We start from the raw sequence: 26,225 nt of genomic DNA, 5'->3' as shown, positions 1-26,225 counted from the left end.
CGCACCCTCAATGGCGGCGCGAATAGATGCGATTTCTAACGACCTTCCAGATTGCTGATTTTGCCGACACGCTGGTCAGCCTGTTCACGGCCTTCGTGCTGGGCACGCTGATCGGCGCCGAGCGGCAATATCGCCAGCGCACCGCGGGCCTGCGCACCAACGTGCTGGTCGCGGTCGGCGCCGCCGCGTTCGTCGATCTCGCCATGCATCTGACCGGCGCCGACGGCGCGGTGCGCGTGATCTCCTACGTCGTCTCCGGCATCGGCTTCTTGGGCGCCGGCGTCATCATGAAGCAGGGCATGGACGTCCGCGGGCTCAACACCGCGGCGACGCTGTGGGCCTCGGCCGCGGTCGGCTCCTGCGCCGGCGCCGACATGATCGCGCAGGCGGCCGCGCTGACTGTGTTCGTCATCGCCGGCAACACCATGCTGCGTCCGCTGGTCAATGCCATCAACCGCATCCCGCTGAACGAGAAGGCCTCCGAGGCGACCTACTATTTCAAGCTCGCGGTTGCGGCCGACGCCTTGCCCGAGATGCGCGACCGACTCGTCGACAAGCTCGAAGCCGCGAAATATCCGGTGGCGGGTATCGAGGTCGTCGAGATCGGCGAGGACATGCTGGAGATTGTGGCGAAGCTGGTCGCGAGCGCGGTCGATCCGAACGAGTTGAACACCGTTGCGACCGATCTCCAGCATCTGCCGGGCATCCGCCACGCGACCTGGGAAGTCAGCACGACGGAGTAAGCGCGGCGTTTTGGCGCGCAGGCGCGCAGTTCCGCCTTGCCGGGAACGGAACCCTGGTCGGGCCATTTCGTTGATCCCGCGGACAAAGGCGGTGATCGACATGACAGTCAATGACAAGCGCAGACTGAAACTCGACTTGGTGATCGCCTGTTCGCTGTTCGCAGCAGGTGTCGTGATATCAGGCATATCGATCGCGCAGATCCGCGCCGAGAGCCGGCTGCAGCTGGCGCAGGCAACGCCGCCGTTGCAGGGCACCCCATCTGACGAGCAGAGCAAGGTGCCCGCGGAAGCCAAGCCCGGCGGCGACCGGCCGACTACGCCGGCCCCCGAGCCTGCACGCCCCGAGCCGCAGACACAAGGCGCGGCGACCAAGCCGGCCCTGCCGCCGGCACCGGCCGAGAAGATCGCGCCGCCGATCGAGAAGAAGTAGGTCTCTTCGTCATTCCGGGGCGCGCATAGCGCGAGCCCGGAATCCATTGATCCGCATGTACTGCCGCCCGATGGATTCCGGGCTCGACGCTACGCGCCGCCCCGGAATGACGGGCGGAGAGAGGCGCCGTTTCACCGCACCAGAATATTCCGGAACTGCCAGGGATCGCTGGTGTCGATGTCTTCCGGGAACAGTCCCGGGCGATCCGTCAGCGGCGTCCAGTCGGTGTAGAAACCCTTGACCGGGCCGAGATAGGGGAGCTGGATTTCCAGCAGGCGATCGAAATCCATCTCGTCGGCTTCGACGATGCCTTCGTTCGGGTTTTCCAGCGCCCACACCATGCCGCCGAGCACGGCGGAGGTCACCTGCAGGCCAGTGGCGTTCTGGTAGGGCGCGAGCTTGCGGGTCTCCTCGATCGAGAGCTGCGAGCCGTACCAATAGGCATTGTTGTCGTGGCCGAACAGCAGCACGCCGAGCTCGTCGATGCCGTCCACGATCTCGTTCTCGTCGAGGATGTGGTGCTTCTCCTGCATCTTCGCGGCGCGGCCGAACATTTCATGCAGCGACAGCACGGCATCGTCGGCCGGATGATAGGCATAGTGGCAGGTCGGCCGATAGACCGCCGTGCCCGAGGCGTCACGCACCGTGAAGTAATCGGCGATCGAGATCGACTCGTTGTGGGTGACGAGGAAGCCATATTGCGCGCCGCGGGTCGGGCACCAGGTGCGAACGCGCGTGTTGGCGCCGGGCTGCATCAGATAGATCGCTGCGCCGCAGCCGGCTTCGTGGGTCCGCGCGTTCTCGGGCATCCATTTTTCATGGGTGCCCCAGCCGAGTTCGGACGGCTGCACGCCCTCCGACAGGAAACCTTCCACCGACCAGGTGTTGACGAAGACGTCGGGCTCTTTCGGCTTCTTGGAGCGCTGGGTGTCGCGCTCGGCGATGTGGATGCCCTTGATGCCGGCCTGCCGCATCAAATCTGCCCATTCGGCCTTGGTCTTGGGCTTGGGGGCATTGAGCTTGAGATCGGCGGCGACGTTGAGCAGCGCCTGCTTGACGAAAAAGGAGACCATGCCGGGATTGGCGCCGCAGCAGGAGACAGCCGTCGTCGATCCCGCCGGGCGCGCGCGCTTGGCGGCCAGCGTGGCTTCGCGCAGGGCGTAGTTGGAGCGCGCTTCCGGGCCCTTCGAGGAATCGAAATAGAAGCCGAGCCAGGGCTCGTTGACGGTGTCGATGTAGAGCGCGCCGAGCTCGTTGCAGAGCTCCATGATGTCGGTGGAGCCGGTATCGACCGAGAGATTGACGCAAAAGCCCTGGCCGCCGCCTTCGGTGAGCAGCGGGGTCAGCAATTCGCGATAATTGTCTTTTGTCACGGCCTTCTGGATGAAGCGCACATTCTGCTTCTCGCAATGCGCCCTGCGGCCCTCGTCCTTGGGATCGATCACGGTGACGCGCGACTTGTCGTAATCGAGATGCCGCTCGATCAGCGGCAGCGTGCCTTTGCCGATGGAGCCGAAGCCGACCATGACGATGGGACCGGTGATCTTCGCGTAGATCTGCGAGGCGGGGCTCATGGGATGGTTTCTCCGGAACGTGCTGGCAAACAAATGGTGAGGGGTGGATCAGGCGCTGCGGCGCTTGTCAGATGCTGCGGCGCTTGGCGGTGACTTCGATCTCGACCTTCATCTCGGGCTTGGCGAGTGCGCTGACGACCAGCAACGTCGCCGCCGGCCTGATGTCACCGAGAACCTCGCCGCAGACGGCGAAGTGGGCATCGATGTAGCTGGCGTCGGTGACGTAATAGGTCGCACGGACGATATCGGCCATCGCGAATCCGCCCTCTGTCAGGGCAGCTTCGATGGTCTTGAAGCAGTTGCGTGACTGGCTCGTGACATCGGCCGGCATCGTCATCGTGGTGTAGTCATAGCCCGTGGTTCCCGCGACGAAGGCGAAGTCACCGTCGATCACGGCGCGGCTGTAGCCGACGGTCTTCTCGAGCGGAGAGCCGGTGGAGATGAGGCGACGGGACATGTTTCGGACCTCGACTGAAAGGCGTGTTTCGCGGGGTTAAAGGGCGTTTCTCGGGCCTGCGCAACCCCGAAAGAACAGGCGTCAGGACGGCGCAGCCGAGCGTTGCCGCTTTACGCGGCTTCGGTCGTCACCATCATGGCAATCCCTCAGGCCGCGTGCGCATGGAGGGCGCGAAGGACCCTCCGTTTGGACAGGGGCGCGCCGGTCGGAACGATCATCCCCTCGGCGCCATCGAGCGCACCCGCCTGGAATTCGATCGCGAGCAGCCGGTCGCGTTCGAACGGGCCGGGCAGCGCCAGCGCGCCGGTCTTCTCGCCCGAGAAGCCGAAGCGGGCATAATAGGGGGCGTCGCCGAGCAGGATGACGGCTTCATGCCCGCGCGCCCGGGCGGCGGCCAGCGCTTGATGCATCAGCGCGGCGCCGATCCCGAGCTCGCGGCAGGCAGGGTCTACCGCCAGCGGTCCAAGGACCAAAGCGGGCCTGTCTCCGGCGCTGACGTGCCACAGCCGCACGGTTCCCACGAGCTTGCCCTCGCGCACCGCCGACAGGGCAAGGCCTGCGGCAGGCGCGCGTCCGTCGCGCAGGCGCTGGCAGGTGCGGCCGTGGCGGTTTTCGCCAAAGCAGGCATCGAGCAGCGCTTCACGCACCGCGACGTCGGCAGCACGCTCCGCGCGGATCACGAACGGAGCGGCTTTCGAGGTGAGGGCGATCTGTGGCTTCCGAAAAGCGGTCATGGCGCGTCAGTCCCCGCTTGAACCGGCGTGCGCGCAGCACGCCTGTCCAAGACGTCGTCAGATCGAAATGTCAGGGAGGAGCCGGCAAGCCGGCTCCCGGGTTCGTCAGGCCTCAGAGAAAGAGGCGGATCAGATGTGGTACGTCCTCAGCGGCGGGATGCCGTTGAACGCCACCGACGAGTAGGTCGACGTATAGGCCCCGGTGCCTTCGATCAGCACCTTGTCGCCGATCTCCAGCGTGACGGGGAGCGGATACGGGTTCTTCTCGTACAGCACGTCGGCGCTGTCGCAGGTGGGACCCGCGAGCACGCACGGCGTCATGTCCGCGCCGTCATGGGCGGTGCGGATGGCGTAGCGGATCGACTCGTCCATCGTCTCGGCGAGACCGCCGAACTTGCCGATGTCCAGATACACCCAGCGCACCTCGTCCTCGTCGCTCTTCTTCGAGATGAGCACGACCTCGGATTCGATGATGCCGGCGTTGCCCACCATGCCGCGGCCCGGCTCGATGATGGTCTCCGGAATCTGGTTGCCGAAGTGCTTGCGCAGCGCGCGGAAGATCGAGCGGCCGTAGGTCACGACCGGCGGCACGTCCTTCAGATATTTGGTCGGAAAGCCGCCGCCCATGTTGACCATGGACAGGTTGATGCCGCGCTCGGCGCAGTCGCGGAACACCTGCGAGGCCATCGCCAGCGCACGGTCCCACGCCTTCACCTTGCGCTGCTGCGAGCCGACATGGAACGAGATGCCGCACGGCTCCAGGCCCAGGCGCTTGGCAACGTCGAGCACCTCGACGGCCATTTCCGGGTCGCAGCCGAACTTGCGCGACAGCGGCCACTCGGCGCCGGCGCAGTCGTAGAGGATGCGGCAGAACACCTTCGCGCCGGGGGCGGCACGGGCGACCTTCTCGACCTCGGCGGTGCAATCGACCGCGAACAGGCGAATGCCGAGCGCGAAGGCGCGCGCGATGTCGCGCTCCTTCTTGATCGTGTTGCCGAAGGAGATGCGGTCCGGGGTTGCACCCGCGGCCAGCGCCATCTCGATCTCGGCGACCGTGGCGGTGTCGAAGCAGGAGCCCATGGACGCCAGCAGCGCGAGCACTTCCGGCGCCGGGTTCGCCTTGACGGCGTAGAACACGCGGCTGTCGGGCAGCGCCTTGGCAAACGTCTGGTAATTGTCGCGCACGACCTCGAGGTCGACGACGAGGCACGGCTCGGTGTCGAGGCCATCCTTGCGGCGGTTGCGCAGGAATTCCTGAATACGTTCGGTCATAGCACTCTCCCAAACGGCCCAGCGACGGGGATCCGTTCAAAAAATGTCGTCGGATAAGCGCCCCGGCCAGATCACGCGATGGAGGCGTGACGAGCCAAAGACTCAAATCAGACTGTGCTGCCGTGGATTGGTTGGGAATTTCCCGCCCGCACACCTGGCAATGAAGGACAAGCCTTTTCAGTAGCCCGCGCCGGCGTTGGACTGCCGGTAGAGACCAAAAAAGCCCGATCCGTCGTTGCTTTAAGTCGCGTCCCCCGTTGAGAGCGGGGTGCGCCGGTTCGCCTCCGGCTGCCAGTCACGGTTGCAAAGGGCGAAGTCACCTTCGACAAGGCATCTCTTTGAGAGAGATGCTGGACGCTCCGGGTTTGCTTCCTCGTCCGACCTTCAGGCCTTGCGACCTTCAGTCTTCCGACTTCCGCACTTCCGAAGAGCCCCTCGGCTTCTTCACCCCTTGGCGGCTGTCCGGCCTCTTGTCCGGATACCTACCGACTGACACACGACCACAGGCACGTGCGAAATTGGGCAAGAGCGCACATAAGCGTTTTGACTCTGCTTCGCAAGAATTTTTTTAGGCTGAGAACAGAATCGCCTAACATCTGCTTGCGCGGTGTTGCGCGAGCGCCGCGGAAGATGAACACGCGTTAAGTTTTCTGTGGCAGCGCGCGCGTCTCTCGCGCGCGAGAAGCGTCAGCGGCGCTTCGTGAAGGGCTCGACGCGCTGGGCCGCGCGGATGAACGCGGTCATCACGAGCACACCGAGCGCGAACAGCACGGCCTGCAGGATGTGCGTGCCCTGGTCGCCGAGCCCGAACAGGATCGCGAGTGCCCAGCCACCGGCGAAGGCCGCGCCGAACACCTCCGCGCCGATCAGGATGGCGGCGCTGATGACGGTGATGACGCTGGGCCAGACGATCCGGCGGGAAGACGAGGAAGGCGCGTTCATGAGCTCAGGGATCCGTGGTCTGTCGAGGGCCGCAATCTCCCCGAAAAGGCGGCCGGGAGCAAGGGCAAATGGCCCAAAAAAGCCCCATCGCGTGCTATAGCTGGCCGCAACAATTGAGCCACGAAATCGGGACTTGTGATGTCAGAACCCCGCCAAATTACGGACTCCGAGAGCAACCCGCTGCTGAAGGCCTGGGTGACGCCGTTTGCGACCCCGCCCTTCGACGAGATCAAGCCGGAGCATTTCCTGCCGGCCTTCGAACAGGCCTTCGCCGACCACTCGGCCGAGATCGCGGCGATCACCAACGATCCGGCCGCGCCCGACTTCGCCAACACCATCACCGCGCTGGAGCGCTCGGGCAAGCTCCTGAGCAAGGTGGCGGCCGTATTCTACGACCTCGTTTCGGCGCATTCCAACCCGGCCATCCTGGAGATCGACAAGGAGGTCTCTCTGCGGATGGCGCGGCACTGGAATCCGATCATGATGAACGCCGTGCTGTTCGGCCGCATCGCCCAGCTGCACGAGAACCGCGCCAATCTGGATCTGGCTCCGGAGCAGCTTCGCCTCTTGGAGCGGACCTACACCCGCTTCCACCGCGCCGGCGCCGGCCTCTCCGAGGAGGCCAAGACGCGGATGGCCGAGATCAACGAGCGGCTCGCCCAACTCGGCACCAGCTTCAGCCATCATCTGCTCGGCGACGAGCAGGACTGGGTCATGGAGCTCGGGGAAGCCGACCGCCAGGGCCTGCCGGAGAGCTTCGTCGCCAGCGCCAAGGCTGCGGCAGAAGAGCGCGGCATGCAAGGCAAGGCCATCGTCACGCTGTCGCGCTCCTCGGTCGAACAGTTCCTGAAAAGCTCCGCCCGGCGTGATCTGCGCGAGAAGGTCTACAAGGCTTTCACCGCACGGGGCGACAACGGCAATGCCAACGACAACAACGGAACCATCGTCGAGGTCCTCAAGCTGCGCGAAGAGAGCGCCAAGCTGCTGGGCTATCCGACCTTCGCCGCTTACCGGCTGGAGGACTCCATGGCCAAGACGCCTGACGCGGTGCGGAGCCTCTTGGAGCGGGTCTGGAAGCCAGCCCGCGCCCGGGCGCTTGCCGACCGCGACGACATGCAGGCGCTGATCACGGAAGAGGGCGGCAATTTCAAGCTCGCCCCCTGGGACTGGCGCTTCTACGCCGAGAAGCTGCGCCTTCAGCGCGCCAATTTCGACGACGCCGCGATCAAGCCGTATCTTTCGCTCGACCACATGGTCGCCGCCGCCTTCGACTGCGCCACGCGCCTGTTCGGCATCACCTTCGAGGAGCGCAAGGACGTTCCGGTCTGGCACCCCGACGTCCGGGTCTGGGAGGTCAAGGGCCCCGATGGCAAGCACAAGGCGCTGTTCTATGGCGACTACTTCGCCCGGCCGTCGAAGCGCTCCGGCGCCTGGATGACCTCGCTGCGCGACCAGCAGAAGCTCGACGGCGATGTTGCGCCGCTGGTTCTCAATATCTGCAATTTTGCCAAGGGCGCCGGCGGCGAGCCTTCGCTGCTGTCGCCCGACGATGCCCGCACCCTGTTCCACGAGTTCGGCCACGGCCTGCACGGCATGCTCTCCAACGTGACCTATCCGTCGCTGTCGGGCACTTCCGTGTTCACCGATTTCGTCGAGCTGCCGTCGCAGCTCTACGAGCACTGGCAGGAGCGGCCAGAGGTGCTGCAGAAGTTCGCCCGCCACTTCCAGACCGGCGAGCCGCTGCCCGACGAGCTGCTGCAACGGTTCCTTGCCGCGCGAAAATTCAACCAGGGCTTTGCCACGGTCGAGTTCGTCTCCTCCGCGCTGGTCGACCTCGAATTCCACACCCAGCCGGCCGAAGCGGCCAGCGACGTGCGCGCCTTCGAGAGACGCGAGCTGGAGAAGATCGGCATGCCCGAGGAGATCGCGCTGCGCCACCGTCCGACCCAGTTCGGTCACATCTTCACCGGCGATCATTATGCCGCCGGCTATTACAGCTATATGTGGTCGGAGGTGATGGACGCCGACGCCTTCGGCGCGTTCGAGGAGGCCGGCGATATCTTCGATCCCGCCGTCGCCAAGCGCCTGCACGACGACATCTACGCCTCGGGCGGATCGGTGGATCCGGAAGCCGCCTATGAGGCGTTCCGCGGCCGTCCTCCGGAACCCGACGCGCTGCTGCGCCGGCGCGGCCTGCTCGACGACGCGAAGGCCGCCTGATGGGCATGCGCGCCCTGTTGGGATTGCTGCTCGCCGCCGGCCTGTCGCTCGCGGCGGGCACGGCGCAGGCCCATCCGCATGTCTGGATCACCGCGACCAGCGAGCTGCTCTACGCGGCCGACGGCAGCATCACCGGCGTCCGCCACGCCTGGACCTTTGACGACATGTTCTCGGCCTATGCGGTGCAGGGGCTCGAGAGCAAGACCAAGGGCGCCTATACGCGCGAGGAGCTCGGGCCGCTGGCGCAGACCAACGTCGAGTCGCTGAAGGAATACGCTTACTTCACCTTTGCGCGAGCCGACGGCAAGAAGGAGCGATTCCAGGAGCCGGTCGACTATTTCCTCGACTACAAGGATACGGTGCTGACCCTGCACTTCACGCTGCCGCTGAAGAACCCGGTCAAGTCCAAGCAGCTGGTGCTCGAAGTGTTCGACCGCTCCTTCTTCATCGACTTCCAGATGGCCAAGGAAAGCCCGGTGAAACTGGTCGGCGCGCCCGCCGGCTGCCAGATGAAGCTGGAGCGCCCGAGCGACGGCACCGCGAGCGCGCAGAAGCTCAACGAGCAGACCTTCATGAACGGCGAGAACTCGAATTTCGGCATGATGTTCGCCAACAAGATCACGGTGGATTGTCCTTGATCGGTCGTCTTCAGTCGCCGATTGCCCGCGGGCTTCTCGTCTGCGCCGCCGTTGTCCTCGTCGTGGGTGTGGCCGATGCCGCGCTTCACGATGTCTTCGCGCAAAACCCCTTTGGCGCGCCGCGGCCGGCGCAGGCGGCCCAGCCCGAGGCCGGCGGCCTCATCGGCTGGCTATTGGCCAAACAGTCGGAATTCTATCGGCAGATGTCGGCGACCATCCGCGCCGCCAAGTCCGACGGCTCGGCGGTGTGGACACTGCTCTTCATCTCGTTTGCCTACGGCATCTTCCACGCCGCCGGCCCCGGCCATGGCAAGGCAGTGATCGCCTCCTATCTCGTCGCCAACCACGAGACCGCGCGGCGCGGCATCGCGCTGTCGTTCGCCTCGGCGCTGATGCAGTCGCTGGTCGCGATCCTCATCGTCGGCATCTCGGCCTGGGTGCTGAACGCGACCGCCAAGACCATGTGCAAGGCGGAAGGGGCGATCGAGATCGCGAGTTACGCCCTGATCGCGTTGTTCGGGCTGCGTCTCGTCTGGGTCAAGGGCCGCATTTTCATCCGGGCGCTGCAGGCGGCCCAGCCGCTGCCGGCGATCGCCGGCGTGCCGCACGATCATGATCACGGTCATCACCATCATCATGATGCCCACGATCATCACGATCACGGACATGATCACCATCATCACGATCATGGTCATGCGCACGCTCCGGCCCACCACGGGCATGACCACGTTCATGACGAACATTGCGGCCATTCCCACGGCCCCACGCCGAGCGAGCTCGCCGGCCCCGGTGGCTGGCGGCGCGGCTTTGCGGCGATCCTGACCGTCGGCATCCGCCCCTGCTCGGGCGCGATCCTGGTGCTGGTGTTCGCGCTCGCCCAGGGCCTGTTCTGGGCCGGCATCGCCGCGACCTTCCTGATGGGATTGGGCACCGCGATCACGGTTGCGGCCATCGCGGTCGTCGCCGTCTCCGCCAAGGACATCGCCGCCCGCCTCAGTGCCGGGCGCGACGGCGGCGGCGCGCTATTCATGCGCGGCATCGAATTCGCCGCCGCCGGCGTCGTGCTGCTGTTTGGCGCTGGCCTCTTGTTCGGCTACATCGCGGCCGAGCGGACGACGTGTTTCTAGGCCGAGTTCTCGTGCCCCGGACGCAGCGCAGCGTCCCTTTGACGGTGCGCTGCAGAGCCGGGGCCCATCTCTCGGTACGCTGCATCGCGTCCGGGACACAGGGTGCACCTCACACCGGCAGAAACCGCTTCAGCGCCGGCATGAAGAAGATCCCGAGATTGATCGCAAAGCCGATACTCCAGAGGATTGAGCGCAGCGTCGGGCGGTTGCCGAGATAGGTCAGCACATAAGCGAGGCGGACGATGAGGAAGAGGGCCGCGAGCTCGTCGATCAGCCGCTGCGGCGAATCCCTGAATTCGGCGAGGAGTACCGCGAAGGCGAAAAACGGGAAGGTCTCGATGCCGTTCTGGTGCGCGCCGAGCGCGCGTTGCGAGAGCGCGTCCTCGTAGAAGGCGGGGTCGCGCGGCCGGGAATTGTCGAAGCGGCGAAACCTGATCCATTTGATCGAGCCGATCGTCGACAGATAGAGCAGCAGCGCTCCAAAGACGCACCATTCCGCGAGTGTCATCTTTGCCTCCCCCGCCTGGGTGCGACCCTAGCGAAACCGGCCTCATCTTGACAAGTTCGGACCAACGCGCGACCCACAGGGCCATGACCAGTGTCGTCCCCATCGAGGCCGCGAGACCGGCCGCCCAATCCGCCCTGCCGCGCGCTGGCGTGCTCCTGATCAATCTCGGAACGCCCGACACGGCCGATGCGCCGGGCGTGCGGGTGTATCTGAAGGAGTTCCTCTCGGACGCCCGCGTCATCGAGGATCAGGGCCTGGTCTGGAAGTTCGTGTTGAACGGGATCATTCTGCGCAGCCGCCCCCGTACCAAGGCGCTCGACTACCAGAAGATCTGGAACACCGAGCAGAACGAGTCGCCGCTGAAGACCATCACGCGGTCGCAGAGCGACAAGCTGGCCGCCGCCCTGTCGGACCGGACCCACGTCGTGGTGGACTGGGCGATGCGCTACGGCAATCCCTCGATCAAGTCGGGCATCGACGCACTGATCGCGAAAGGCTGCGAGCGCATCCTGGCGGTCCCGCTCTATCCGCAATATTCCGCCTCGACCTCGGCGACCGTCTGCGACGAAGTGTTCCGCGTGCTCGCCCGTTTGCGCAACCAGCCGACGCTGCGGGTAACGCCGCCTTATTACGAGGACGCGGCCTATATCGAGGCGCTTGCCGTCTCGATCGAGACGCACCTGGCAACGCTGTCCTTCAAGCCGGAGCTGATCGTGGCGTCGTTCCATGGCATGCCGAAATCCTATGTCGACAAGGGCGATCCCTATCAGCAGCACTGCATCGCCACCACCGAGGCGCTGCGTCGCCGGCTCGGCATGGACGAGACGAAGCTGCTGCTGACCTTCCAGTCGCGCTTCGGCAATGCCGAGTGGCTCCAGCCCTACACCGACAAGACCATGGAGCGGCTCGCGAAGGAAGGCGTGCGCCGCCTCGCGGTGGTGACGCCGGGCTTTTCCGCGGACTGCCTGGAGACGCTGGAGGAGATCGCGCAGGAGAACGCCGAGATTTTCAAGCACAATGGCGGCGAGCAGTTTTCCGCGATCCCCTGCCTCAACGACAGTGACCCGGGCCTGGACGTGATCCGCACCCTGGTGCTGCGCGAGCTTCAGGGCTGGATCTGATGGGCGTCCCATGAACCGCCGTGAGTGTCTGGCGTTTCTTGGGATGATCGCGGCGCTGCCGGTCCCGGTCCTGGCGCAACAGCCGAACGCGGCACGTCGGCTTGGCGTGCTCTCGGTCACGGCTGCCGATGATGCGATCGGCCAGACCCGCAGCATGGTCCTGGTCAAGGCGCTCGCCGGACATGGCCTGAAAGAGCGCGACAACCTCAAGATCGACTGGCGCAGCGGTGGCGGCGACCGCGCCCGCATCGCGCAGCTTGCCGACGAGCTGATCGCGCTCAGGCCCGACGTCCTGCTCGCGGTCGGCACGCCCTCGGTCGAGGAGCTGCGCCAGCGCACCACGACGATCCCGATCGTGTTCGCCGTCGTCACCGATCCCGTCAGCCAGGGCTTTGTCGAAAACCTCGCGCATCCCGGCGGCAACGTCACCGGCTTCACCGATTACGACGGCCCGCTGGCCGGCAAATGGCTGGAGATGCTGACGCAGGTCACGCCAAAGGTGTCCCGCGTTGTCGTCGTCTACAATCCCGCCACCGCGCCGTTCGCGCCGCTGATGCTGCGGACGATCGAGGACGCGGCACGGACCCTTCAGGTGGCGGTCGAGCCCGCGCCGGTGCATGACGCGGCCTCGATCGCGGCGCTGGGCTTGCGGAAAGACGGTGGGTTGCTGGTGTTGCCGGACTTCTTCACCATGGCCAACCGCGGCGGTCTTCTGGCGGCGATCGCGCAGGCGCGCGTGCCCGCGGTGTTCTGGAGCCGCACCTTCGTCGAGGAGGGCGGGCTGATGTCCTACAGCACCGACAGCGCCGAGCAGCTCCGCCGCGCCGCGGACTATATCGACCGCATTCTGAAGGGCGCGCGGCCAGCCGACCTGCCAGTGCAGAACCCCACCAAATTCGAGCTCGCGGTCAACCTCAAGGCCGCCAGGGAGTGTGGCGTCACACTTCACCCGGGCCTCATTGCCCTAGCGAATGACGTGATCGAATGAAGTCGTCCAATGCGCGCCTTCGGATTCGTTAATTTTTGCCGCTGGGTTTCCGCTGCACGCTTTCAAGGGCCCGCTACAAATACATATCTTGATCCTTCCCCGTTTGGATGTCTTGTGCAGAATTGGATCGATACCGACGTGAATTGCGACCGCTGAACCGGTAGGGTTGCGCTCCCGACCAATGACAGCGCGGGAAAGGGCTTTTCTGCCTTGGAGGAAATATGAGCGGTTTCGACATTTTCGCGATTGTTCTGGTTTTGCTCGTCATCGTCACGCTGGTCGCCGGCGTCAAGACGGTGCCGCAGGGCTATGACTGGACCATCGAGCGGTTCGGCAAATACACCCAGACGCTGAGCCCCGGGCTCAATCTGATCGTGCCCTATTTCGATCGCGTCGGGCGCAAGATCAACATGATGGAGCAGGTGATCGACATCCCCGAGCAGGAGGTCATCACCAAGGACAACGCCACCGTGACGGTCGACGGCGTTGCCTTCTACCAGGTATTCGACGCCGCCAAGGCGAGCTACGAGGTCTCCAACCTGACCCAGGCGATCACGGTCCTGACCATGACCAACATCCGCTCGGTGATGGGTGCGATGGATCTCGACCAGGTGCTGTCGCATCGCGACGAGATCAACGAGCGCCTGCTCCGCGTCGTCGATGCCGCGGTCTCGCCGTGGGGCCTGAAGGTCAACCGCATCGAGATCAAGGACATCGTGCCGCCCGCCGACCTGGTCGAGGCCATGGGCCGGCAGATGAAGGCCGAGCGCGTCAAGCGCGCCGACATTCTCGCCGCCGAAGGCCAGCGCCAGTCGGAAATCCTGCGCGCCGAGGGCGCCAAGCAGGGGCAGATCCTCCAGGCCGAAGGCCGCAAGGAAGCTGCGTTCCGCGATGCCGAAGCGCGCGAGCGGTCCGCCGAGGCCGAGGCCAAGGCGACGCAGATGGTCAGCGATGCGATTTCCAAGGGGGACGTCGCCGCGTTGAACTACTTCATCGCCGACAAATATATCAAGGCGTTCGGCCAGTTCGCGGACGCGCCGAACCAGAAGATCATCATGCTGCCGATGGAAGCAACCTCCATGCTGGGCTCGCTCGCCGGCATCGGCGAGATCGCGAAAGCAACGTTCGGCGAAAGCGCGGCGTCCGCCGCTGCCGCCGCCCGCCGTGGTGGCTCGGTGCCGACGACCGGCAGCACGCCGCCGACGGTGCCGCCGCGGCAGGGATAGTCCCCGGCGCATGTCCCTTCAGGCAGGGGCATGCACCATGATGGAAGGTCGTATCATGACCGACATGTTCGTATCGCTCGGCACCTGGAACTGGCTGATCTTCGGCTTCATCCTGATGGCGCTGGAGGTGCTGGCGCCGGGCATATTCCTGTTCTGGCTCGGGCTCGCCGCGCTGCTCGTCGGCCTGATTTCGTTCACCGTCGTCCTATCGTGGCAGATCCAGCTCGTGATGTTCGCGGTGTTCGCCGCAGCCGCCGTGCCGATATGGCGCCGCCTTGCGCGGCCGAAGCCGGATGCAAGCGCCAGCCCGTTCCTCAACAAGCGAACCGAGGCACTGCTCGGCCGCGAGTTCACGCTGGAGAAGCCGATTATCGACGGCAGCGGCACCGTGCGCATCGGTGACACGGTGTGGCGCGTCGCAGGTCCGGATACGCCGGCGGGGACGCGGGTGAAGGTGGTGCAGGTGGACGGTGCGAACGTGACAGTGGCCGCGGCGTGAGGATTCTTCGCCTCTCCCCGCTTGCGGGGAGAGGCGGGATTGCATCGCAGATTCAATCCGGGTGAGCGGACTCTCCGCGAGTCCGTCTCTCACCGTTTGCGCGGAGGCTCCCCCTCACCCCGACCCTCTCCCCGCAAGCGGAGAGAAGGGGAAGAGTCCTTCCACCTCTCCGCAAACCGGTGCAGCGGCATGAACGTCTCGCACAATTCCCGCCCGAGCGGCGTCAGCCCATAACCTCCGCCTTCGCCAAGCTCCACGAACCCCGCCTCGCGCAACTCCGTCAGGCGCGCTTGCAGCACTGTCGGCGAAGCCTCGTCGCAGGCGGTGCGCAGGGCGCGGGAGGTGAGGGGCTCGCCGCGCAACTCCCACAATATTCGCAGGCTCCAGCGCCGTCCGAGCAGGTCCAGCAGCGCCATGACCGGCCGGCCGGTGCGCGAGCCGCGGACGCTTCGTGATGCCGCCTGTTTTGCCATCGCCACCCTCTTGCGACATGCTACAGATAGTGTAGCATGTTGCTACAATAGATGTAGCAAAGGAAACGGCCGGTGTCCCAGTCCACGCCGCGCATTGCCCCGCTCACCCCGCGTTATCCCCCGGAGATCCAGGCGCAGTTCGATCGCATCATGCGCGGCGCGCCGCCGCTGATCCTGTTCCGGGTGATGGCGGGCCACAGCCGCGCCTGGGACAAATTTCGCGCCGGCGGCCTGCTCGACCCCGGCCCGCTCTCGCTGCGCCAGCGCGAGATCGTCATCGACCGCACCTGTGCGCTGAACAGATGCGAGTATGAATGGGGCGTGCATGTCGCGGTTTTCGCCGGGCCGGCGAAGCTCGCCGAAGACGAGGTGCGTGCCACAGTGCAGGGCGATGCGACGTCACCGTGCTGGTCGCCGGCCGAACAGGCGCTGGTCGCAGCGGTCGACGCGCTGCATCACCGCGCGACGTTCAGCGATCAAGAGTTTGCCGAGCTGTCGGCGCATTACGACGAGGCGCAGATTCTGGAAATCATGCTGCTGTGCGGCTTCTACCGCACGGTATCGTATCTGGCGAACGGGCTGCGGTTGCCGCTGGAGGAGAACGCGGCGCGGTTTCCGGTGTAGCTGTCATTCCGGGGCGCGCGAAGCGTGAACCCGGAATCCATTGGGCAGCGAGCTCGGAGATGAATGGATTCCGGGCTCGCGCCGAATGGCGCGCCCCGGAATGACGGTGCGGAGAGAAAGCGCGTGCCCTAGGCAACGCCCGCCCGCAGCAGATCGTGCAGGTGCACGATGCCCACCACCTTGCCGGCCTCGGTCACCACCAGCGTGGTGATCTTGCGCGTGTTCAGCACCTCGATCATCTCGGTCGCGAGCATCGAGGGCGGCACCGTTTTCGGCTGCTTCGTCATGATCTCGTCGACCGACGCCGTCAGCAGGTCGGGGCGCATGTGGCGGCGCAGATCGCCGTCGGTGATGATGCCCGCGACCTCGTTTGCTTCGTCGACGATGCAGACGCAGCCGAGGCCCTTGGCCGACATCTCGACCACGGCCTCCGACATCTTGGTGCCCAGGGGCTTGACCGGGATCTCGGCGCCCGTGCGCATGTAGTCGCGGACGAATTTCAGCATCGCGCCCAGCTTGCCGCCGGGGTGGAAATGCGCGAATTCCAGCGCGGTGAAGCCGCGGCCTTCGAGCAGCGCGATCGCGAGGGCATCGCCGATCGCGGCCTGCATCAGGGTCGAGGTTGTCGGCGCCAGATTGTGCGGGCAGGCCTCGCGCGCCTTCGGCAGCTCGATCACGAGGTCGGCGGCCTGGCCCAGCGAGGAGGCCGCGTTCGACGTCACCGCGATCATGGGAATGGCGAAGCGCGCCGAGTAGTTCACGAGGTTCTTCATCTCCGGCTGCTCGCCGGACCAGGACAGCGCCATGATGACGTCGTCGGTGGTGATCATGCCGAGGTCGCCGTGGCCGGCCTCGGCGGCGTGCACGAAGAAAGCCGGCGTGCCGGTCGAGGCCAGCGTCGCGGCGATCTTGCGCCCCATATGGCCTGACTTGCCGAGCCCGGTGACGATGACGCGGCCCTTGGCGTTGCGGATCAGGTCGACTGCTTTCGCGAATGTCGCGCCGAGCGGGCCGCGCAGGGCGGCTGCGAGCGCGTTGATGCCGCCGCTCTCCGTCTCCAGCGTGCGGAGCGCGGATTCGACGCTGTCGGGGATGGGGCCGGATGATGTGGTCATCAGCGGTTTCGAACTCGGCATGTACTGGTCCAGGGAGAAGGGGGCATTCGCACGGTCGGCGCCTCATTAGCACGCCGCGGCGGGGGAGGCGACGCGCGCGCCTAAGCCCTCAACCGGTCATTAACCATAATTGTTTTAACTCCATTAACGATGGTTCCCGCCAGCCGGCGGAGACCACCGTGAAAGTGTTTGATTTCGTTGGAGTTGTTACATCGTGGGGTCGTCTCCAGGCACCGGCCGGAGCAAACGCGCGCAGTTCCTGCGCGCGGCTTTGCCGTGCCTTGTGCCGGGTCTTGCGCTGACGACCCTCACAAGCGTGCCCGCGGCCGCCCAGAGCCTCACGCCCGATCTGTTCAATCCCAACCGCGGCGGCTTCGCCGCGCCCGAGACGCTGCCGACGCGGCGCACGGCGGGCGTGCCGCAGGCGCCGTCGGATGCATTGCCGGCGTTGCCCGATCCCAGTGCTGATCCGCGCAAACGCCAGCAGGCGCCCGCGACCTCGCGCGTCGGTCAGGTCCCGACTTATGGCCTATCTGCCGCCACCGGCGCGAGCAGCTCCGGCTATGATTCGCTCAACCGCAAGAGACAGCAACCCAAGCTCTATCCGGGCCAGCCGAAGCCGAAGCGCGCGGCCGGTCCCGGCTCGCCGGCGCCGACCACGGTGCCGCCGCCATCGACGCTCGGCCTGCCCAGAATCGCGCCGCCGCCATCCGCCTCCGCCAACAAGGCGCCGGTGCCGGCGGCGATGGCGGGCACCGTGCCCGGCCAGCCGCTGCGCCGTCGCCTCAAGGCGGATGACGATGCGTTTGGGGCCGTCGGCGACTACGCCGGCAGTTTTCTGATCAAGGGCGGGCTTGAGCTCTCCACCGGCTACGACACCAATCCTGCGCGTCTCAACAAGCCGGTGGGATCGCCGGTCTACGTCGTCGCACCCGATCTGCTGGTGATGTCCGACTGGGAGCGCCACGCGCTGGTCGCCGATCTGCGCGGCTCGTTCTCCGGCTACACCAACAACATGCCGGCGACGATCGACGGCTTTGCCTCGCCTTCGCCGGTCGAGATCAATCGTCCCGACTTCACTGGCCATGTCGACGGCCGCCTCGACGTCGACCGCGACCTCAAGCTGACCTCGCAGCTGCGCCTGCGGCTCGCCACCGACAATCCCGGCAGCCCGAACGTGCAGGCGGGCCTGCAGAAATATCCTGTCTACGCCGCCTACGGCACCACGGTCGGCTTCGACCAGACCTTCAATCGTTTCCAGGTTGCCGCGGGCGCCACCGTCGATCGCACCGCCTACACGGACTCCAAGCTCACCGACGGCTCGACATTCACCAACAACGATCGCGACTTCAACCAGTATGGCGGCATCGGGCGCTTCTCCTACGACCTCAAGCCCGGCCTGAAGCCGTTCGTCGAGATCCAGGGCGATTCCCGCGTCCACGATCAGGCCGCCGACCGCAACGGCTACTTCCGCGATTCCAACGGCGGTTATGCCAAGGTCGGCTCGTCCTTCGAATTCTCGCGCATCCTCACCGGCGAGATCTCGGTCGGCTATTCCGCGCGCAACTATACCGACCCGCGCCTCAGCCAGCTTGCTGGCTTCCTGACCTCGGGCTCGCTGATCTGGAATGCGAGCGGCCTCACCACGGTGAAATTCTTCACGGACACGCAGATCGCGGAGACCACCATCCCCGGCTCCTCGGGCGTCCTGGTGCGCACCTATTCGGCCGAAGTCGATCACGACTTCCGCCGCTGGCTGACGGCCGTCGGCAAATTCACCTACGGCACGCTCGACTACCAGGGCCAGAACCGCAACGACAAGACCTACTCGTTCGAAAGCAACCTGATCTACAAGCTCAACCGCAACATCTGGGTCAAAGGCACGCTGCGCCATGACATCCTGGATTCGAACCAGGCGGGCTCGAGCTCGCAGGGGACGGTGGTGATGGTCGGGGTGAGGCTGCAGAATTAGTGCGCCTGTCGGCACACGTCGGAGTGAGATGCCGCGCGGGGGCGAGGCTCTCTCCGCTCGTCATTCCGGGGCGCGCGAAGCGCGAGCCCGGAATCCATTTATCCACTAAGCTTGCGGCCTGATGGATTCCGGGCTCGCGCCAAGTGGCGCGCCCCGGAATGACAGCTCAGCGCGGCAAATCCGTCTTCCCCATCAGGAACGTATCAATCGACCTTGCGCACAGCCGCCCTTCGCGGATCGCCCACACCACTAGCGACTGCCCACGCCGCATGTCGCCAGCGGTGAACACGTTCGGGCGCGAGGTCTGGTAGTCCAGCGTGTTGGCCTTGACGTTGCCGCGCGGGTCGAGCTCGACCGCGAGCATCTTGAGCAGGCCCTCGTGCACGGGATGCACGAAGCCCATCGCGAGCAGGACGAGGTCGGCGTCGAGCTCGAACTCGGTGCCGGCGATCGGCTTGAACTTGTCGTCGACGTGCACGCAGTGCAGCTTCTTGACCTGGCCGTTCTCGCCGGAGAACTTCTGGGTCAGCACGGCGTATTCGCGCACTGCGCCTTCGGCTTGGCTGGAGGACGTCCGCATCTTCAAGGGCCAGTTCGGCCAGGTCAGGCCCTTGTTCTCGCGCTCGGGCGGGGCGGGCATGATCTCGAGCTGGGTCACCGACAGCGCGCCCTGGCGCAGCGAGGTGCCGATGCAGTCCGATCCCGTGTCGCCGCCGCCGATGACGACGACGTGCTTGCCGCCGGCCAGGATCTCCTGGACGCCGTTCAGCGGCTCCTCAGAGACGCGGCGGTTCTGCTGCGGCAGGAAGTCCATGGCGTAGTGGATGCCTGACAGCTCGCGGCCGGGAATCGGCAGGTCGCGCGGCGCTTCCGCGCCGCCGGTCAGCGCCACCGCGTCATACTCGTTGAGCATCTCGCGCGGATCGACATTGCCGTCAGCGCCGACATGGCTGTTGTAGTGGAAGGTGACGCCTTCGCCTTCCATCTGCTTGACGCGGCGGTCGATGACGCCCTTCTCCATCTTGAAGTCAGGGATGCCGTAGCGCAGCAGGCCGCCGGCCTTGGCGTACTTCTCGAACAGGTGCACGTCGTGACCGGCGCGCGCGAGCTGCTGCGCGCAGGCCATACCGGCCGGGCCCGAGCCGATCACCGCGACCTTCTTGCCGGTCTTGACGGACGCGACCTCAGGCTTGAGCCAGCCATTGTCCCAGGCGCGGTCGACGATCGCGCATTCGATGGTCTTGATGGTGACGGGGTTGTCGTCGATGTTGAGCGTGCAGGAGGCCTCGCACGGCGCCGGGCAGATGCGGCCGGTGAACTCCGGGAAATTGTTGGTCGAGTGCAGATTGCGCGAGGCTTCTTCCCAATTGCCCTGGTAGACGAGGTCGTTCCAGTCGGGGATCTGGTTGTTGACCGGGCAGCCGGGCGTGCCGGGCGCGACCGAGCCGGTGCCGTGGCAATAGGGAATGCCGCAGTTCATGCAGCGCGCGGCCTGGTCGCGCGTTTCCTTCTCGGTCAAGGGAAGGACGAACTCGTTGTAATGCTTCACGCGCTCGGCGACCGGGGTGTACTTGCGGTCATGCCGTTCGATTTCGAGAAAACCCGTGATCTTGCCCATTAAACCCGAAGTCCCTGCCGCTTAGTCGTTTGTTCTCTCACTCCTCATCCTGAGGAGCGGCGCGCTCTTCGCGCCGCGTCTCGAAGGATAGAGGCCCGGATGATGGTCTCATGGTCCGAGGCGGCGCTTTCCGCGCCTCCTCAGCTTTCTCTTACGCCCCGATCGCGATTTTCGGCTCGGCGTCCGCGTTGGCGGCCATTTCGCGCAGCGCGCGCCGGTACTCGACCGGCATCACCTTGCGGAATTTGGGCAGCCATTCCTTCCAATTGGCAAGGATGTCGGCGGCGCGCTTGGAGCCGGTCGCTTTCGCGTGGCGCGTGATCAGGACGTGCAGGCGCTCGACGTCGGAGTCGAGCAAATTCTTGAACACGTCGACCCGGCCATGCGCCTCGAGGTCACCGGAGTGATTGTAGGTGCCGGCGTTGATCAGCTCTTCCGACAGCACCGGCTCGAGTTCGACCATCGCCAGGTTGCAGAGCTTGTCGAAGTCGCCGGTCTCGTCGAGGACATAGGCGATGCCGCCCGACATGCCGGCCGCGAAGTTTCGCCCGGTCTTGCCGAGCACGACCACGATGCCGCCGGTCATGTATTCGCAGCAATGATCGCCCGCGCCCTCGACCACCGCAACGGCGCCCGAATTGCGCACGGCGAAGCGCTCGCCGGCGATGCCGCGGAAGTAGCACTCGCCCTGGATCGCGCCGTACATCACGGTGTTGCCGACGATGATGCTCTCTTCCGGCACGATGCCGCTGTTGGCCGGCGGCTTGACGATGATCTTGCCGCCCGAGAGGCCCTTGCCGACATAGTCGTTGGCTTCACCCTCGAGCTCGAAGGTGACGCCCTGCGCGAGCCACGCGCCGAAGGCCTGACCCGCGGTGCCCTCGAGGCCGACATGGATCGTGTCGTGCGGCAGGCCGGCATGGCCGTAGATCTTGGCGACCGCACCCGACAGCATCGCACCGGCGGAACGGTTGGTGCTGTTGATCGTGGCCTCGATCTTCACCGGCGCGCCGCGGTCGAGCGCAGGCTTTGCCTTCTCGATCAGCGTGCGGTCGAGCACCGCTTCCAGATGATGGTTCTGGCGCTCGGAGTGATAGATCTTCTGGCCCTTCTCTTCCTTCTGCTTGACGAACAGCTTGGAGAAGTCGAGGCCCTTGGCCTTCCAGTGCGCGACCAGCTTGGTCTGGTCGAGCAGCTGAACCTGGCCGACCATCTCGTTGAAGGTGCGGAAGCCGAGCGAAGCCATGATCTCGCGGACTTCCTCGGCGACGAAGAAGAAGTAGTTGATCACGTGCTCGGGCTGGCCGGTGAAGCGCTTGCGCAGGACGGGGTCCTGGGTCGCGACGCCGACCGGGCAGGTGTTGAGATGACACTTGCGCATCATGATGCAGCCGGCCGCAATCAGCGGCGCGGTGGCGAAGCCGAACTCGTCGGCGCCCAGCAGTGCGCCGATCACGACGTCACGGCCGGTGCGGAAGCCGCCGTCGACCTGGACCACGATGCGGCTGCGCAGCCGCTCGCGCACCAGCGTCTGGTGGGTTTCGGCAAGGCCGATCTCCCACGGCGAGCCGGCATGCTTGATCGAGGTCAGCGGCGAAGCGCCGGTGCCGCCTTCGAAGCCCGCGATGGTGACATGGTCGGCGCGCGCCTTGGCGACGCCCGCGGCGACCGTGCCGACGCCGATCTCGGAGACGAGCTTGACCGAGACGTCCCCCGTCGGGTTGACGTTCTTGAGGTCGTAGATGAGCTGCGCCAGATCCTCGATCGAGTAGATGTCGTGGTGCGGTGGCGGCGAGATCAGGCCGACGCCCGGCGTCGAGTGCCGGACCTTGGCGATGGTCGCGTCGACCTTGTGGCCAGGCAGCTGACCTCCTTCGCCGGGCTTGGCGCCCTGCGCCATCTTGATCTGCATCATGTCGGAGTTGACGAGATACTCCGTGGTGACGCCGAAGCGGCCCGAGGCGACCTGCTTGATCGCCGAGCGCATGGAATCGCCGTTCGGCATTGGCTTGAAGCGGTCGGCTTCCTCGCCGCCTTCGCCGGTGTTCGACTTGCCGCCGATCCGGTTCATGGCGATCGCGAGCGTGGTGTGGGCCTCGCGCGAGATCGAGCCGAAACTCATCGCGCCGGTGGCGAAGCGCCGGACGATGTCCTTGGCGGGCTCGACCTGGTCGAGCGGGATCGGCTTACGCTTCTCTTCGTCCGCGTTCTTGATCCGGAACAGGCCGCGCAGCGTCAGCAGGCGCTCCGACTGCTCGTTGAGGATCTTTGCGAAGGCGCGATAGCGCTCCTGCGAATTGCCGCGCGCGGCGTGCTGCAGCAGCGACACCGATTCGGCGGTCCAGGCATGGTCCTCGCCGCGGCTGCGATAGGCGTATTCGCCACCGACATCGAGCGCGCCCTTGTAGACCAGCGCCTCGCCGAACGCGTCGGCATGACGGCGCACCGCCTCTTCGGCGATCTCGCCAAGGCCGACGCCCTCGACGCGGGTATGCGTGCCCGCGAAGAACTTTGCGACGAAGTCGGCCTTGAGGCCGACGGCGTCGAAGATCTGCGCGCCGCAATAGGACTGGTAGGTCGAGATGCCCATCTTGGACATCACCTTCAAAAGGCCCTTGCCGATCGACTTGATGTAGCGCTTGACGATCTCGTAATCGTCGAGCGAGCCGGGCAGGCGGTCCTTCATCGCGATGATGGTTTCGAACGCCAGGTAAGGATTGATCGCTTCGGCGCCGTAGCCGGCAAGGCAGGCGAAGTGATGCACTTCGCGCGGCTCGCCGGACTCGACGACGAGACCGACCGAGGTGCGCAGGCCGGTGCGGATAAGATGATGATGCACGGCGGCGCAGGCCAGCAGCGACGGGATCGGAACCCGGTCGGTGCCGACCATGCGGTCGGACAGGATGATGATGTTGACGCCTTCGCGCACCGCGCTTTCGGCGCGCGCGCAGAGCTCGTCGAGCACCTGGTCCATGCCTGCCGCGCCGAGACCGGCGTGGAAGGTGGTGTCGAGCGTGCGCGACTTGAAGTGCGAATCGGCAACATCCGAGATCGAGCGGATCTTTTCGAGATCCGCGTCGGTCAGGATCGGCTGGCGCGCTTCAAGGCGCTTGGTGGTAGCAAGCCCCTGCAGATCGAACAGGTTCGGCCGCGGTCCGATGATGGAGACCAGGCTCATCACCAGCTCCTCGCGGATCGGGTCGATCGGCGGGTTGGTGACCTGCGCAAAGTTCTGCTTGAAGTAGGTGAACAGCGGCTTGGCCTTGTCCGACAGCGCCGAGATCGGCGTGTCGTTGCCCATCGAGCCCGCGGCTTCCTCGCCCGTGGCCGCCATCGGCGTCATCAGGATGGCGATGTCTTCCTGGCTGTAGCCGAACGCCTGCTGGCGATCGAGCAGCGACAAATTGGAGCGCACGCCGGTGGTCGGCACCTTCGGCAGCTCTTCGAGCACGATCTGGGTCCGTTCCAGCCACTCCTTGTAGGGATGGCTCTTGGCGAGCTCGGCCTTGATCTCGTCGTCGGGAATGAGACGGCCCTGCTCGAGGTCGACCAGCAGCATCTTCCCGGGCTGCAGCCGCCACTTGGTGATGATCTGATCTTCGGGGATCGTCAGCACGCCCATCTCGGACGCCATCACGATGCGGTCGTCCTTGGTCACGAGATAGCGCGCGGGCCGCAGGCCGTTGCGGTCGAGCGTGGCGCCGATCTGGCGGCCGTCGGTGAAGGCGATCGCGGCGGGACCGTCCCACGGCTCCATCAGCGCTGCGTGATATTCGTAGAAGGCACGGCGCTTCTCATCCATCAGCGGATTGCCGGCCCACGCCTCCGGAATCATCATCATGACGGCGTGCGGCAGCGAGTAGCCGCCCTGCACCAGGAATTCGAGCGCGTTGTCGAAGCAGGCGGTGTCCGACTGTCCTTCGTAGGAGATCGGCCAGAGCCGGTTGATGTCCTTGCCGTAGAGCTCGGAGCTCACCGAGGCCTGGCGTGCCGCCATCCAGTTGGTGTTGCCGCGCAGCGTGTTGATCTCGCCGTTATGCGCGATCATGCGATAGGGATGCGCCAGCGACCAGGCCGGGAAGGTGTTGGTCGAGAAGCGCTGATGCACCAGGGCGAGCGCGCTCTCGAAATCCTTCTCGTGCAGGTCGGGATAGTACTTGCCGAGCTGGTCGGCGAGGAACATGCCCTTGTAGATCACGGTGCGGCAGGACATCGAGCAGGGGTAATAGCCTGCAAGTCCGCGGTCGCGGCGCTGGTAGATCGCCTGTGAGATCGACTTGCGCAGGATGTAGAGCCGGCGCTCGAACTCGTCCTCGGTCTTGGCGGTGCCATTGCGGCCGATGAACACCTGCATGCAGGCCGGCTCGGTCGGCTTCACGGTGACGCCGAGCGAGGAATTGTCGGTCGGCACGTCGCGCCAACCGAGCAGGGTCAGGCCCTCTTCCTTGATCTGGTCGGCGATGATGCTCTTGATGACATTGCGCCATGCGGTGTCGCGCGGCATGAACAGCGCGCCGATGGCGTATTCGCCGGGCGCCGGCAGCGCGAAGCCGAGCTCCCCGGCCTTGCGGCTGAAGAAGGCGTGCGGGATTTGCACCAGAATGCCGGCGCCGTCACCGGCGCGCGGGTCGGCGCCGACGGCACCGCGATGCTCGAGATTGCACAGGATGCTCAGCGCGTCCGCGACGATCTCGTGCGACTTCTTGCCCTTGATATTGGCGATGAAGCCGACGCCGCAGGAATCCTTTTCCAGGCTCGGATCGTAGAGGCCAACGGCTGGCGGGCGCGAATTGTGTTCCTGAATCGGATCGGTCGTTTTCGAGGCGACCGTCGCCGACAGTTCTTCTGCCACGATGTTTGCGCTCTCGAATTGCGACCCGTTCATTGTTCCAATCCTCTCCATGCGGCAAGCTGCCTCACCGCCATCTTCGGCGCACCTTGGGCGTTCCGCGGCACCCGCCTCTGGGTCACCGCTCGTCCGCTGCGAGCCGCATTTTCTTAAATTCAGGCCTAGGCGTTCTTCGTCCCCGAGAACGGCTTTGCCTGTTGCCTTATGGTGCTCGAAAGCACCGACTTTCGTTGCAATCCCTATGCCGGAACCGCAAGCAAAATTGAGACAGTCTTCCTGTCCTAACCGTCACCTTGCCAAATTTTTGTCTATCACACAAGCGCGTGGAAGTCCCGATTCCCGATATGTCAATCAATCGCTTTCCGAAAGTTGCGCGGCCCCGGTTTTGAAGCAAACGCGCCCCGATCCGGCCCTGTGGGCGCCGAAATCCCAAATGAAGCTTCGGATCAGCCCTTCGAAAGGCGCGCCACGCCGCAAGAGGCGAAAGAGCGCGAGGCATTCGGGGGCCTGACAGGAGCGTGTCGACGATGAAGTTTTTCACAGGATGTGTGGCTGCTGCCACGCTGGCGCTCGCCATGGGCGCCGGGCATGGGCAGGTTCTGGCGCAAGTTCCCGCGAAAGGTATCGCAGGAGGGGCGGCTATCGCGGTGTCCGATTTCGACGGACCCTATGCGCCCCCCGAAGCCGCCCCGCCACTGCCGCCGCGTTACGGCCAAGGCTACGGTCCCGACTATGGCTACGAAGAGCGCGGTCCGGCGTTGCTGCCGTCGACCGAGGTCTACGCGGTCTTGCGCGAAAACGGCTTCTCGCCGCTCGGCATCCCGCGCCTGCGCGGCAGCGTCTACACCATCGCGGTGATCGACCGTCGCGGCGACGACGGCCGGCTCGTGATCGATGCCCGCGACGGGCGGATCATCCGTTTCATGCCGGCCGCGGACGCCTACGGCATGGCGCCCGCCTATGACGAGCGCGCGGCCTCGCCTTACGGTCCGCAAAGCGCGCTGCCGCCGCCGACCGTGATCCGCAGCGGCCCGCCGCGGCCGCCGGCCTCGATCCCGCACGTGGCGAGCCGCACCGTGCCGCTGCCCAGGGCCG

22 protein-coding genes are annotated in these 26,225 nt (G+C 65.5%); 12 read left to right on the top strand and 10 right to left on the bottom strand.

All coding sequences use genetic code 11. The features are described from left to right. The first annotated feature begins 26 nt into the window (after nucleotides 1-26). Both XI03_RS03250 and XI03_RS03245 read left to right on the top strand, forming a co-directional pair. A complete protein-coding gene (locus XI03_RS03250; RefSeq protein ID WP_038950608.1) occupies nucleotides 27-743 on the top strand; it encodes an MgtC/SapB family protein in 717 nt (238 codons plus the stop codon). 100 nt (nucleotides 744-843) lie between these two features. After that, complete coding sequence (locus tag XI03_RS03245; protein WP_038950607.1) at nucleotides 844-1,173, top strand: hypothetical protein; 330 nt, start codon at nucleotides 844-846, stop codon at nucleotides 1,171-1,173. Nucleotides 1,174-1,304: 131 nt separating this feature from the next. On the opposite strand, the gene XI03_RS03240 is transcribed toward XI03_RS03245, so the two are convergent. The 5 genes from XI03_RS03240 to XI03_RS03220 all read right to left on the bottom strand — a co-directional run bounded on the left by XI03_RS03240 (nucleotide 1,305) and on the right by XI03_RS03220 (nucleotide 6,152). Further along, a complete protein-coding gene (locus XI03_RS03240; RefSeq protein WP_038950606.1) occupies nucleotides 1,305-2,747 on the bottom strand; it encodes a homospermidine synthase in 1,443 nt (480 codons plus the stop codon). A gap of 67 nt (nucleotides 2,748-2,814) precedes the next feature. Then, entirely contained in the window at nucleotides 2,815-3,204 is a 390-nt protein-coding gene (locus tag XI03_RS03235) for a RidA family protein (protein WP_271591308.1), read from the bottom strand. Nucleotides 3,205-3,350: 146 nt separating this feature from the next. Further along, nucleotides 3,351-3,938, bottom strand: coding sequence for a GNAT family N-acetyltransferase (locus tag XI03_RS03230; RefSeq protein WP_271591307.1), 588 nt, complete (start codon nucleotides 3,936-3,938; stop codon nucleotides 3,351-3,353). A gap of 129 nt (nucleotides 3,939-4,067) precedes the next feature. Then, nucleotides 4,068-5,210, bottom strand: a complete 1,143-nt coding sequence (locus XI03_RS03225) for a type III PLP-dependent enzyme (protein ID WP_271591306.1) — start codon at nucleotides 5,208-5,210, stop codon at nucleotides 4,068-4,070. A 687-nt stretch (nucleotides 5,211-5,897) separates the two neighbouring features. After that, nucleotides 5,898-6,152, bottom strand: a complete 255-nt coding sequence (locus XI03_RS03220; protein ID WP_247503610.1) for a hypothetical protein — start codon at nucleotides 6,150-6,152, stop codon at nucleotides 5,898-5,900. A gap of 138 nt (nucleotides 6,153-6,290) precedes the next feature. Here XI03_RS03220 and XI03_RS03215 point away from each other — a divergent pair, with 138 nt between their 5' ends. From XI03_RS03215 to XI03_RS03205, 3 genes are read left to right on the top strand one after another with little or no spacing between them, the layout of a single operon-like run. Continuing rightward, nucleotides 6,291-8,372 (top strand): M3 family metallopeptidase, encoded by a 2,082-nt coding sequence (locus tag XI03_RS03215; RefSeq protein WP_271591305.1) that lies wholly within the window; start codon nucleotides 6,291-6,293, stop codon nucleotides 8,370-8,372. Next, a complete protein-coding gene (locus XI03_RS03210; RefSeq protein ID WP_271591304.1) occupies nucleotides 8,372-9,010 on the top strand; it encodes a DUF1007 family protein in 639 nt (212 codons plus the stop codon). Before XI03_RS03215 ends, XI03_RS03210 begins: the two co-directional genes overlap by 1 nt. Beyond that, nucleotides 9,001-10,137 (top strand): nickel/cobalt transporter, encoded by a 1,137-nt coding sequence (locus XI03_RS03205; RefSeq protein WP_442869689.1) that lies wholly within the window; start codon nucleotides 9,001-9,003, stop codon nucleotides 10,135-10,137. Before XI03_RS03210 ends, XI03_RS03205 begins: the two co-directional genes overlap by 10 nt. Nucleotides 10,138-10,246: 109 nt before the next feature. Here XI03_RS03205 and XI03_RS03200 read toward each other — a convergent pair whose 3' ends face one another. Continuing rightward, nucleotides 10,247-10,645 carry an MAPEG family protein gene (locus XI03_RS03200; RefSeq protein ID WP_018316180.1) on the bottom strand — a complete coding sequence of 133 codons (399 nt, stop codon included), beginning with the start codon at nucleotides 10,643-10,645 and terminating at the stop codon, nucleotides 10,247-10,249. A gap of 83 nt (nucleotides 10,646-10,728) precedes the next feature. On the opposite strand from XI03_RS03200, the gene hemH reads away from it, so the two are divergent. The 4 genes from hemH to XI03_RS03180 all read left to right on the top strand — a co-directional run bounded on the left by hemH (nucleotide 10,729) and on the right by XI03_RS03180 (nucleotide 14,479). Beyond that, nucleotides 10,729-11,766 carry a ferrochelatase gene (hemH, locus tag XI03_RS03195; RefSeq protein ID WP_271591303.1) on the top strand — a complete coding sequence of 346 codons (1,038 nt, stop codon included), beginning with the start codon at nucleotides 10,729-10,731 and terminating at the stop codon, nucleotides 11,764-11,766. Nucleotides 11,767-11,776: 10 nt separating this feature from the next. Further along, a complete protein-coding gene (locus XI03_RS03190) occupies nucleotides 11,777-12,754 on the top strand; it encodes an ABC transporter substrate-binding protein (protein WP_028139998.1) in 978 nt (325 codons plus the stop codon). 221 nt (nucleotides 12,755-12,975) lie between these two features. After that, nucleotides 12,976-13,980, top strand: a complete 1,005-nt coding sequence (locus tag XI03_RS03185) for an SPFH domain-containing protein (RefSeq protein ID WP_095425178.1) — start codon at nucleotides 12,976-12,978, stop codon at nucleotides 13,978-13,980. A gap of 55 nt (nucleotides 13,981-14,035) precedes the next feature. Beyond that, on the top strand, nucleotides 14,036-14,479 hold the full coding sequence (locus tag XI03_RS03180; RefSeq protein ID WP_271591309.1) for an NfeD family protein: 444 nt from the start codon (nucleotides 14,036-14,038) through the stop codon (nucleotides 14,477-14,479). Between the two features lie 89 nt (nucleotides 14,480-14,568). Here the strand turns inward: XI03_RS03180 and XI03_RS03175 are convergent, their stop codons facing one another. Then, nucleotides 14,569-14,952 (bottom strand): winged helix-turn-helix transcriptional regulator, encoded by a 384-nt coding sequence (locus XI03_RS03175; RefSeq protein WP_271591302.1) that lies wholly within the window; start codon nucleotides 14,950-14,952, stop codon nucleotides 14,569-14,571. A 72-nt stretch (nucleotides 14,953-15,024) separates the two neighbouring features. On the opposite strand from XI03_RS03175, the gene XI03_RS03170 reads away from it, so the two are divergent. After that, nucleotides 15,025-15,576, top strand: a complete 552-nt coding sequence (locus XI03_RS03170; RefSeq protein ID WP_271591301.1) for a carboxymuconolactone decarboxylase family protein — start codon at nucleotides 15,025-15,027, stop codon at nucleotides 15,574-15,576. 128 nt (nucleotides 15,577-15,704) lie between these two features. Here the strand turns inward: XI03_RS03170 and XI03_RS03165 are convergent, their stop codons facing one another. Beyond that, complete coding sequence (locus tag XI03_RS03165; protein ID WP_271591300.1) at nucleotides 15,705-16,712, bottom strand: KpsF/GutQ family sugar-phosphate isomerase; 1,008 nt, start codon at nucleotides 16,710-16,712, stop codon at nucleotides 15,705-15,707. A 193-nt stretch (nucleotides 16,713-16,905) separates the two neighbouring features. Here XI03_RS03165 and XI03_RS03160 point away from each other — a divergent pair, with 193 nt between their 5' ends. Beyond that, nucleotides 16,906-18,663 carry an outer membrane beta-barrel protein gene (locus XI03_RS03160; protein ID WP_271591299.1) on the top strand — a complete coding sequence of 586 codons (1,758 nt, stop codon included), beginning with the start codon at nucleotides 16,906-16,908 and terminating at the stop codon, nucleotides 18,661-18,663. 166 nt (nucleotides 18,664-18,829) lie between these two features. Here XI03_RS03160 and XI03_RS03155 read toward each other — a convergent pair whose 3' ends face one another. Both XI03_RS03155 and gltB read right to left on the bottom strand, forming a co-directional pair. Beyond that, the gene (locus XI03_RS03155) at nucleotides 18,830-20,281 is read right to left on the bottom strand and encodes a glutamate synthase subunit beta (protein ID WP_271591298.1); all 1,452 of its coding nucleotides are present in this window, start codon (nucleotides 20,279-20,281) and stop codon (nucleotides 18,830-18,832) included. Between the two features lie 151 nt (nucleotides 20,282-20,432). Continuing rightward, the gene (gene gltB / locus XI03_RS03150) at nucleotides 20,433-25,166 is read right to left on the bottom strand and encodes a glutamate synthase large subunit (protein WP_271591297.1); all 4,734 of its coding nucleotides are present in this window, start codon (nucleotides 25,164-25,166) and stop codon (nucleotides 20,433-20,435) included. Nucleotides 25,167-25,657: 491 nt separating this feature from the next. Here gltB and XI03_RS03145 point away from each other — a divergent pair. Further along, nucleotides 25,658-26,225 (top strand): hypothetical protein (locus XI03_RS03145; protein ID WP_271591296.1); only part of this gene is annotated, 568 nt, incomplete at its 3' end.

The sequence above is a fragment of the Bradyrhizobium sp. CCBAU 65884 genome, assembly GCF_028128835.1.
GTDB classification, from domain to species: domain Bacteria; phylum Pseudomonadota; class Alphaproteobacteria; order Rhizobiales; family Xanthobacteraceae; genus Bradyrhizobium; species Bradyrhizobium ottawaense.
Note: the sequence above shows the minus strand (reverse complement) of the source record. Positions and strands in the feature narration are given on the sequence as shown.